General features: G+C 74.7%; 9 protein-coding genes. 4 read left to right on the top strand and 5 right to left on the bottom strand.

Annotated features, from left to right (window positions below):
* Positions 1-106: 106 nt before the first annotated feature.
* The 4 genes from ACOJTC_RS12380 to ACOJTC_RS12365 all read right to left on the bottom strand — a co-directional run bounded on the left by ACOJTC_RS12380 (position 107) and on the right by ACOJTC_RS12365 (position 4222).
* On the bottom strand, positions 107-598 hold the full coding sequence (locus ACOJTC_RS12380) for a hypothetical protein (protein WP_204927242.1): 492 nt from the start codon (positions 596-598) through the stop codon (positions 107-109).
* 88 nt (positions 599-686) lie between these two features.
* Positions 687-2111, bottom strand: coding sequence for an ATP-binding protein (locus ACOJTC_RS12375; RefSeq protein ID WP_420116956.1), 1425 nt, complete (start codon positions 2109-2111; stop codon positions 687-689).
* Positions 2112-2181: 70 nt separating this feature from the next.
* Complete coding sequence (locus ACOJTC_RS12370; protein WP_420116955.1) at positions 2182-2883, bottom strand: response regulator; 702 nt, start codon at positions 2881-2883, stop codon at positions 2182-2184.
* A 97-nt stretch (positions 2884-2980) separates the two neighbouring features.
* Positions 2981-4222 (bottom strand): sensor histidine kinase, encoded by a 1242-nt coding sequence (locus ACOJTC_RS12365; RefSeq protein WP_420116954.1) that lies wholly within the window; start codon positions 4220-4222, stop codon positions 2981-2983.
* Positions 4223-4355: 133 nt separating this feature from the next.
* Here ACOJTC_RS12365 and ACOJTC_RS12360 point away from each other — a divergent pair, with 133 nt between their 5' ends.
* The 4 genes from ACOJTC_RS12360 to ACOJTC_RS12345 all read left to right on the top strand — a co-directional run bounded on the left by ACOJTC_RS12360 (position 4356) and on the right by ACOJTC_RS12345 (position 8315).
* Positions 4356-5255, top strand: coding sequence for an ABC transporter ATP-binding protein (locus ACOJTC_RS12360; protein WP_420116953.1), 900 nt, complete (start codon positions 4356-4358; stop codon positions 5253-5255).
* 5 nt (positions 5256-5260) lie between these two features.
* Positions 5261-6034, top strand: coding sequence for an ABC transporter permease (locus ACOJTC_RS12355; RefSeq protein WP_420116958.1), 774 nt, complete (start codon positions 5261-5263; stop codon positions 6032-6034).
* A gap of 2 nt (positions 6035-6036) precedes the next feature.
* A complete protein-coding gene (locus tag ACOJTC_RS12350; protein WP_420116952.1) occupies positions 6037-6756 on the top strand; it encodes a YqeB family protein in 720 nt (239 codons plus the stop codon).
* Between the two features lie 125 nt (positions 6757-6881).
* Positions 6882-8315 carry an amino acid permease gene (locus tag ACOJTC_RS12345; protein ID WP_420116951.1) on the top strand — a complete coding sequence of 478 codons (1434 nt, stop codon included), beginning with the start codon at positions 6882-6884 and terminating at the stop codon, positions 8313-8315.
* Here the strand turns inward: ACOJTC_RS12345 and ACOJTC_RS12340 are convergent.
* Entirely contained in the window at positions 8249-9406 is a 1158-nt protein-coding gene (locus tag ACOJTC_RS12340) for a hypothetical protein (RefSeq protein WP_420116950.1), read from the bottom strand. The genes ACOJTC_RS12345 and ACOJTC_RS12340 overlap by 67 nt on opposite strands.
* Positions 9407-9423: the final 17 nt, after the last annotated feature.

Genomic DNA, 9423 nt, shown 5'->3' with positions numbered 1-9423 from the left:
GCCCGGGACGGGGGCGCCGCCCGGTGCCCGCCGCCCCGGCCGCCGCCGCCCCGCCCCCACGGGACCCCCGGGGCGGGGCCGGCGTCGGGGCACCGGGGCCGGGCGCTCAGCTCGCCCGGGGCCAGCGCGGCGCGGCAGCCGGGGGCGTCACCGGCCGGCCGGGGACGCCGGAGCGCACGCCCGGCCGCATCCCCGCCGCAGCGGGCCGCGCCGCGGGCACACCGGGCCGACCGACCTGGCCACGGGCCGGGTAGCCGGCCGCCGGGGCGGTCCGCGCCGGGGCCGCGCCGGGCCGGGGTGTGGTGTAGGTGAACGGGAAGGGCACGTGCACGAACGGGTTGCCGTGCCGGATCAGCGCGTCGATCTGACGCTCGTTCAACCCGTGGTTCTCCAGCACCCGCCGCCCCCAACGGTGCAGCCGGCACGGGTACGACGCCCCGTCGTTGCGGCACAGCGGGCCGTTGGGCCACTCCTCGGCGGCGTGCACCACGACCGCTCGCACCGCGAGCCGGACGTCCTCGGGTGTCAACGAGGCGGGCACCGGCACCTCGCCCAGAACCTGATCGATGGGGTCCGTCGACTGCTCACCAACTCGCACGGCAGGCCTCCCGCAACTCGGCAGCGACTGCGGCTGAATCGCCACAACGCATCCTCGCGCAGTGGTACGGGCGGTGACCGGCGGCGGTTCAATCCCCCCACGCGGTGAGCAGATCCTCCGGCGTCAACACCCGCGCCCCGTCCACCACCGCGCCGGCCCGGGTCACCGCCAGCAGCGGCACCTGTTCGTCGGCACCGGGCAGCCGGGACCGGTGCAGGGTGAGCCGTCCCAGGTCGTGCCCGTCGAAGGGCCGGTTCTCCAGCCACTTCACCGAGCCGACGACGGTGATCCGCCGGGCGACCGGTCCACGGTCCGCCCCGACCAGGTCGATCTCCGGGTCGTTGGTCCGGGTCCAGTAGCCGCCCACCACGCCGGTGTCCTCCGGCAGGTGGCCGGCGGGCAGCCGGCGCAGCGACTCCCGTACCACCGGCTCGATCGCCCGCCCCCGCCAGGACGTCCAGGAAGTACGCAGCCGGGCCAGGGTGAGATCGCCCCGCCCACGCTCGATCTCGGGCAGGTACGGGCCGAGAAAGGTAAGCCAGAAGCGCAGGTACGGGTCGGCGACGGTGTAACGGGTCTCCCGCGAGGGGCGGGTGGACAGCGGGGTGGTCACCTCGACCATGCGCTTGTCGACAAGCAATCGCAGCGCACGGCTGAGCGAGGCCTGGGGCAGGTCACCAGCGGCCCGGGCGATCAGCGAGAACGTCCGCTCCCCGGAGCCGATGGCCCGCAGCACCAGTCCGGCCTGCGACTGGGTGGGGAACTCGGCCGCCAGCGCCCGTTCCGCACTGACCAGCAGGGCGGAGGTCGGGTCGGTCACCGCGTCGGCGAGGTAGTCGGCGAGGCTGGCCCCGCTGGGCCACTCGTCGAGGATCAGCGGCAGGCCACCGGAGACGAGATAGGCGTCGAAGGCGTCGGCCGGTGCCGCCCCGAGCATCTCCCGGACGTCGGCGGGACTCAGCGGCGGCACCACCAACTCCGTCGCCCGCTGGTGGAACGGCCGTCCGTAGGCGTTCAACGCCTCCATCATGGCCACGTCGGAGCCGATGCCGATCACCAACACCGGTAGCCGGGACAGCTCCCGGTCGAACACCTTCTGCAGGGTGCCCTCCAGCCCGGGGTCCGTGGCGATCAGATAGGGCAACTCGTCGAGCACCACCACGGCCGGCCGGTCCGTCGGCAACGCGGCGACCAGCAGGGTGAGCGCGGCGTCCCAGGTGCCCGGACGCTGAGCGGCGAACAGGTGCGCGCCGGGCAGGCTGGACCCGACCACCGCCTCGACGAACAGCGCAAGATCGGCAGCCACGGTGGGCTGGGCGGACGCGGTGAAGAACAGGTGCGGCACCCCGGCCCGGTCGACAAACTCCTCGACCAGGCGGGACTTGCCGACCCGACGCCGTCCCCGCATCAGCAGTGCCCGCCCGGGGCGACCAGCCCGCCCTCCCCGGCTGACCTTGGCCAGCATGCCGTCGAGCAGGGCGAGTTCCCGGTCCCGCCCCACGAAACCGTGCATACCCCACTCCGATACACTCAGATCTGATACCACCAAAAATGAGGGTATCAAGTCTGGGTGCTTCAGATCGTCAGACCAGGCCCGCGTCGTGGACCAGCAGCGCCACCTGGACCCGGTTGTTCAGCGCCAGCTTGGTCAGCAGCCGGGACACGTACGCCTTCACCGTCGCCACGCTCATGAACAGCTCCGCCGAGATCTCCGCATTGGTCCGGCCGTGACCGAGCGCCACCGCGACCTCGTGCTCCCGCTCGGTGAGCCCGGCCAGCAGTCGCAGCGCCCGGTCCCGACGCTGGTCCGGACCCGGCGTGGGCCCCACGGTCAGGTGGCTGATCAACTGCCTGGTCACCGTCGGCGACAGGGTGGCCTCACCGGCGGCCACCCGCAGCACCGCCCGGACGATCTCGGCGGGCGGGGTGTCCTTGAGCAGGAAACCGCCCGCCCCGGCCCGCAACGCCCGCAGCACCTGCTCGTCGGCGTCGAAGGTGGTCAGCACCAGCACCTCCGGCGGGTCCGGCAGCGCCCGTAACGCCTCGGTGGCGGCCAGTCCGTCGACCCGGGGCATCCGGATGTCCATCAGCACCACGTCGGGCGTGCACCGGGCGACGGCGGCGGGCACCTCGTCGCCGTCGGCGGCCTCGCCCACCACCCGCACCTGCGGCACACCCCCGAGGATCATCGACAGCCCGGCGCGGACCAGCGCGTCGTCGTCGACGATCAACACCCGCACCGGGGCGGCGTCGCCGTCGGTCGTCACCGGGCACCCCCTCGCCACCGGACAGCCGGGCGACTCACGCCGGCCACGGCAGCCGGGCGGCTCACGCCGGCCACGGCAGCCGGGCTACTCGCGTCGGCCACGCCGACCGGGCGGCTCATGCCGGCCACGGCAGCCGGGCCGCCAACCGGAAGTCGCCGGTCGCCCCGTCCCGGCCGTGGGTCAGCCGGCCGCCGGCCAGGGTGACCCGCTCGGCGATGCCGACCAGCCCGGTGCCGGCGCCCGGCAGGGCCGGCGCGGAGGTGCCCACCGGCCAGGGGTTGCGGATCTCCACCGCCAGCTCCCGTCCCGGGCCGCCGGCCAGCCGGACGCCGACCGTCGTGTCGGGGGCGTGCTTGCGCGCGTTGGTCAGCCCCTCCTGCACGATCCGGTACGCGCTGCGTCCCACCGCCGTCGGCACCCGCGTCGGGTCGGCGACCTCGTCGACCAGGGTGACCCGAACCCCGGCGGCCCGGGACTCGGCGATCAGCGCCGGCACGTCGGCGAGGGTGGGCTGGGGGCGTTCCGGTGCGGCGTCGCCGTCGGCGGTGTCGGCCCGCAGCACCCCGATCACCTCGCGCAGATCCTGCAGGGCGGCGTGGGCGCTGCCCCGGATCACCCCGGCCGCCCGCGCCACCTCCTGCGGCGGGGCGTCCGGGCGGAACTCCAACGCCCCGGCGTGCAGGCTGAGCAGCGAGATCCGGTGCGCCAGCACGTCGTGCATCTCCCGGGCGATCCGGGTGCGCTCCAACTGGCGGGCCTGTTCGACGCGGAGCTGCTGCTCGGACTCGGCCCGGTGGGCCCGGTCCCGCAGCGACAGCACCAACTGCCGGCGGGCCCGGACGAACAGCGCCCACGCCACCACGATCCCGACGAACATCACCGTCCAGGCCACCGTCGCCCAGTAGGGCAGCGACGGGTCGGGGCGCACGACGGTGTAGAGCGGGATGACCGCCAGGTGGAAGCCGACGAGCGCCGCGCCGATCGGCAGCGGCCGGTGGACCAGCACGGTGAAGACCACGACCAGCAACGCCACCCCGGCGGTCACCGAGAACAGCGCCAGCGGCAGGCCGGCCACGGCCAGCCCGACCGGCCAGCGGCGGCGCAGCCACAGCGCCGCGCAGAAGGTCAGACCCGCCGCCAGGTCCACCCCGACCAGCCAGGACGGCCCGGCGTTGTGGGCGAACTGCGGGTCGGGCGACACCGCGTCACCGAAGCCCACCAACGCCCAGCCGACGGCGAGCAGGAAGGCCACCGTGTCGACCAGCCAGTCCCGGGGCGTGCGCCGGGGCGTCCTGGCCTCGGGCGTCAGCGCCCCCGGCAGCAGCCAGGGATGATCGGGTACGACGGCAGCACTCACCCACCCATGCTAGAAAGCCGAACGGCGCCCCGGACACCAACCAAAGTCGAGGTCTACGGGTAGACCGAGGTAGGGGCGGCTCTCGACGGTCGGCCGCAGCGCCCGGCCGGGTGGTCGGGACAGGCTCGACGGCATGATCGCAGTCGACCACCTCACCAAACGGTACGGCCCGCACCCCGCCGTCGACGACGTCTCGTTCCGCTGCGAAGCGGGCACGGTGACCGGTTTCCTCGGCCCGAACGGGGCGGGCAAGTCCACCACCATGCGGATGCTGTGCGGGCTGACCCGCCCGACCTCCGGCACCGCCACCGTCGCCGGTCAGCCCTACCGCGAGCTGCCCAACCCGGGCCGCGAGGTGGGCGTGCTGCTGGACGCCTCCGCGCAGCACGTCGGGCGCAGCGGGCGCGAGACGTTGTTCCTGGCCGCCCGGACCATGGGCGTGGAGGCCGACCGGGTGCCCGCCGTGCTCGACCGGGTGGGCCTGAACGCGGTGGCGGCGAAGCGGCGGGTCGGGGCGTACTCGCTGGGGATGCGGCAGCGGCTCGGCCTGGCGCTGGCGCTGCTGGGCGAGCCCCGGGTGCTGGTCCTCGACGAGCCGGCCAACGGCCTGGACCCGGAGGGGATCTTCTGGATGCGCGGCCTGCTGCGCGACTTCGCCGACCGGGGCGGCACCGTGCTGCTCTCCTCCCACCTGCTGCGGGAGGTGGAGGCGGTCGCCGACCGGCTGGTGGTGATCGGCGGCGGCCGGGTCGTCGCCCAGGGCGGCAAGGACGAACTGCTGGCCGGGGCCGGCACCCTGGTCCGGGCCCGCGACCCGCACGCGCTGCGGCTCACCCTCGACCGGGCCGGGCTGGACGCCACCGCCGGCGCCGACGGCGGGTGCGTGGTCCGCGCCGAACCCGACGTCGTCGGGCAGGCCGCCGCCGACGCCGGGCTGGTCCTGACCGAGCTGCGGCCGGCCGGCGGCGGTGGCCTGGAACAGCTCTTCCTCACCCTGACCGCCGGCGCGAGCACCAAGGAGGCCGTGCAGTGACCACCATGACGACCACTCCCCCCACCACCGTCCGGAAAGCGGTCCCCGGGCCGTCCCTGGCCCGGCTGATCGGGGTGGAGCTGCGCAAACTCGGCGACACCCGGGCCGGACGTTGGCTGCTGGCCTCGATCGGGCTGATCGCCGCCGCGATCGTCGCGCTGCAACTGCGCTTCGTCGACGACACCGCGCAGACCTTCACCAACTTCTTCACCGCGTCGCTCGCGCCGGTGGCGCTGCTGCTGCCGGTGCTGGGCATCCTGTCGATCACCGCCGAGTGGTCCCAGCGCACCGCACTGACCACGTTCGCCCTGGTGCCGCGCCGGGAACGGGTGATCGTCGCCAAGCTCGCCGCCGTGCTGCTCGCCGCGTTGGCGTCGGTGCTGGTGAGCCTGGCCGTCGCCGCCGTGGGCACCCTGCTCTCGGGGATCACCGGCGGGGCGGGGAGCTGGGACTTCGACCCGACGGTGGCCGGGCACGCCGCCGTGTTCCAGTCGATCAACGTGCTGATCGGCGCGGGATTCGGGTTGCTGCTGCTCAACACCCCGCTGGCGATCGTCACCTCGCTGCTGCTGCCGACCGTGTGGGGCATCCTGTCCGCGATGATCGCGGCGCTGCACGGCCCGGCCCGCTGGCTGGACACGTCGATCACCATGGAGCCGCTGCTCGGCCCGGACATGACCGCCGGGCAGTGGGGTCGGCTCGCGGTGTCCCTGCTGGTCTGGGTGGTCGCGCCGCTCGCCGTGGGAATGGTGCGCACACTGCGGCGCGAGGTGCACTGACGATGCGGGCGCGGGAGCCGGGCGTCGCGACCAGGGTCGGTGGCGACGTCGGGGAGCTGCTGGTGATGTGGGTCGGCTTCCCGCTGCTGGGCGGTGCCCTGGGCGGGCGGCTTCCCATGGTCGCCGACTGGGTGGCGGGGCTGCCCTGGGCCCCGGTGCAGGGCTGGTTCGAGCTGGTCGCCGGGTTGCCGTACCGGCGGGCGCTGGCTGGGGGCCTGCTGCTCGGGATGCTGGCCGGGCTGCTCCTCGCCTACGTCGGCACCCGGGAACGGTTGATCGTCACGGTGGACCGGGACGGTGTCCGGCTACGCCGCGACGGCGTCGACCGCGAACTGGCCCGGCGCACCGTCGCCGCCGTCTTCGTCGACGGCAGGGAACTGGTGCTGCTCGGCCCGGCCGGTGCGGAGCTGGCCCGGGAACGCTCCGACCTGAGCCGGCAGCGGCTGAAGGACGCCTTCGACGGGCACGGGTGGCCGTGGCGGGACGCCGACCCGCACCGGGACGCGTACCGGCGGTGGGTGGAGGGGTTGCCCGACCTGCCGCCGGGGGCGGACCCGCTGCTGCGCGCCCGCCAGCGGGCCGTCGACGCCGACCGGGCGCGCGACGTCCGGGAGCTGGGTGGGGAACTGGCCCGGATCGGGGTGGTCGTCCGGGACGAGGGTGGACGGCAGTACTGGCGGGCGGCCCCGCCCCCGGGTGGGCAGGCCCCGCCGCAGCCGTAGCCAGGTGTCCCCGGTCCGGCCACCCGGCACCTCATTCGAGCGTGACCGGGTCGTCGCCGATTGTGCATCCGCCGCCCAGGGAGTATCAACCTAGGTGGATGCATTCCCGGCGGAAGGGGACGACGATGGACTCCACAGTCGACCGCGGAGGGATCTTCCGCCGCAAGCCGGTCGAGGCGATCGCCGACGAGACCGACCAGGGGTTGTCCCGCTCGCTGGGGTTGTGGCAACTCACCGCGATCGGCGTCGGCGGCATCATCGGCGCCGGCATCTTCGCCCTGGCCGGGGCGGTCGCCAACGAGACCGCCGGTCCCGCAGTGCTGGTGTCGTTCCTGATCGCCGGCCTGGCCAGCGCGGCGGCGGCGCTGTCGTACGCCGAGTTCGCCGGCATGATCCCCAGGGCCGGCTCGGCCTACACCTACGGCTACGCGGTGCTCGGCGAGGCGGTCGGCTGGTTCATCGGCTGGGACCTGCTGCTGGAGTACACCGCGATCGTGGCGGTGGTGGCGATCGGCATCTCCGGCTACTTCGGCTTCCTCGTCGGGCAGCTCGGCGTCGACCTGCCGGCCTGGATGCTGGGCGCCCCGGGCACCGGCGACGGGCACGTGGTGGACCTGTTCGCCGTGCTGCTCTGCCTGCTGATCGCCTTCCTGCTGACGTTGGGCATCCGGACCGCCGCCCGGTTCGAGACGGTCGTGGTCGGGGTGAAGGTGGCCGCGGTGCTGCTGGTGGTCGTGGTCGGCTTCTTCCACGTCCGCACCGCCAACTACTCGCCGTTCTTCCCGTTCGGGCTCGGCGGGGCGTTCACCGGCGCGGCGACGGTCTTCTTCGCCGTCTTCGGCTACGACGCGATGAGCACCGCCGCCGAGGAGTCCCGCGACGCCCGCCGGCACATGCCGAAGGCGATCGTCTGGTCGCTGGTCATCTCGATGGTGCTGTACGTGCTGGCCACGCTGGTGCTCACCGGGATGCAGAACTACCGGGACATCGACCCGGAGAGCGGCTTCTCCTCCGCGTTCGCCTCGGTGGGCCTCTCGGGCCTGGCCAGCGTCATCGCCGTCGGGGCGATCATCGGCATCCTGACGGTGATGTTCACCTTCATGCTCGGGGTGACCCGGGTGTGGTTCTCGATGAGCCGCGACGGCCTGCTGCCGGCCTGGTTCGCCAAGGTGCATCCGGTGCGCCGGGTGCCCACCCGGGTCACCTGGATCGTCGGGGTGGCCTCGGCGGTGATCGCCGGCTTCCTGCCGATCCGGCAGGCCGCCGAGCTGACCAACATCGGCATCCTGCTGGCTTTCGTGGTGGTCTGCGTCGCGGTGATCGTGCTGCGCTACCGCAGCCCGGACGCCCCGCGCACGTTCCGGTTGCCCGGGATGCCGGTGGTGCCGGCGCTCGGGGTTGTCTTCTCGGTCTGGCTGATCAGCTTCCTCGACCACGTCACCTGGCTGCGGTTCGCCGCCTGGTTCCTGCTCGGCGGGCTGATCTACGCGTGCTACGGGTACCGGCGCTCCGCGCTGGCCGGCCGTGCCGACCCACCGGCCGACGGTGCCGGGCGGTGACCGGGCCGCCCCGGGACGCCTGCCGCCCGGGCCAGCACCAGCGCGGTGCCGAGGCCGGCGACCAGGCCGGTCAGCGCGGGGAGCACGTCGGGGTCGCCGCCGCCGACCGGGCTGTTGCCGGCCAGCACGGTCAACGGCGCACCGGGTGACAGGACCGCGCTGACCAGCAACGCGACGTGCCACAGCGCGAGCGGGGCGAGCATGACCACCGGGACGAGCACCGCGTACCGGTTGGCCGGCAGGGCGGGGCGGGTCAGCAGCGTCACCCCCAGCAGCAGGACCGCGCCGAGCAGCGCCACCGGCACGAGTCGGCCGGCCGGCCCGACGAGCCGGACCAGCGGCAGGCCGATCCCGCCGGTCACGGCCAGGCCCACCGCCGCCGCGAGCCGACGTCGACCCCGGGCGGGGGCGGCGGCCGCCGCGCCGGCCACGGTCACCGCCAGCAGGAGCAGGGCGGTGACCAGGGCTGCCGGGTCGAGCGCGGGTTCCCGGCCGGTAGGCGACCGGGTCAGCACGGCGGTCAGCGCCAGCACCGCCGCGACGGCGGCCACCCCGGCCAGGACGGCCCGGTCCCGGCCGCCCGTCCGGTGCGGGCCCACCCCCGGGACGGTACGGTCCGGCCCGGCCGCTCCCACCGCGCCGGCCCCGGCCGTCCGACGGTGCGGACCGTCCACACCGGTCGCGCCGTCCCGGCGTACGGCGAGCAGCACGGTGACGCCGACGGCCAGCCAGCCTGCGGCGACGAGTGACACGGTCGCGCCGGGGCCGGTGAGGTCGGCCCGGTCGACGGCGATGTCGGCGGCCAGCGCGCCGCCGCCGAGCAGCACGGCCGGCGTCAGCCACGGGCGTCGGCCCGCACCGGCCAGCACCAACCCGCACACGACCGCCATCAGTGCCAGGAAACGCAGGTCGCGGGCCCAGTAGGTGGACGCCTCGGGGAGCCGCTCCGACCACGGGCCGACCGGTTCGGTGAGCGGTTGCCACCGGGTCATGCCGATCGCCCAGAGCGGCACGGCCAGGGCCGCGAGCCCGATGCCGGCGGCGGCGAGCCGGCGGCCCGATCGCGGAGCGTGACCGCTCGGAATGGGCATCATGGATGGTCAGACGC

Origin of the sequence: Micromonospora sp., assembly GCF_048594385.1 — a bacterium.
In the GTDB taxonomy this organism is placed as follows: Bacteria; Actinomycetota; Actinomycetes; order Mycobacteriales; family Micromonosporaceae; genus Micromonospora; species Micromonospora wenchangensis.
The sequence above is the reverse complement of the archived record's forward strand: the minus strand, read 5'-3'. Positions and strand labels throughout refer to the sequence as shown.

Excerpts from the sequence above, each read along its gene's own strand:
- ACOJTC_RS12375 (WP_420116956.1), bottom strand. The coding sequence starts at position 2,111 with ATGCACGGTTTCGTGGGGCGGGACCGGGAACTCGCCCTGCTCGACGGC.
- ACOJTC_RS12360 (WP_420116953.1), top strand. The coding sequence starts at position 4,356 with ATGATCGCAGTCGACCACCTCACCAAACGGTACGGCCCGCACCCCGCC.
- ACOJTC_RS12355 (WP_420116958.1), top strand. The coding sequence starts at position 5,261 with ATGACGACCACTCCCCCCACCACCGTCCGGAAAGCGGTCCCCGGGCCG.
- ACOJTC_RS12350 (WP_420116952.1), top strand. The coding sequence starts at position 6,037 with ATGCGGGCGCGGGAGCCGGGCGTCGCGACCAGGGTCGGTGGCGACGTC.
- ACOJTC_RS12345 (WP_420116951.1), top strand. The coding sequence starts at position 6,882 with ATGGACTCCACAGTCGACCGCGGAGGGATCTTCCGCCGCAAGCCGGTC.
- ACOJTC_RS12340 (WP_420116950.1), bottom strand. The coding sequence starts at position 9,406 with ATGCCCATTCCGAGCGGTCACGCTCCGCGATCGGGCCGCCGGCTCGCC.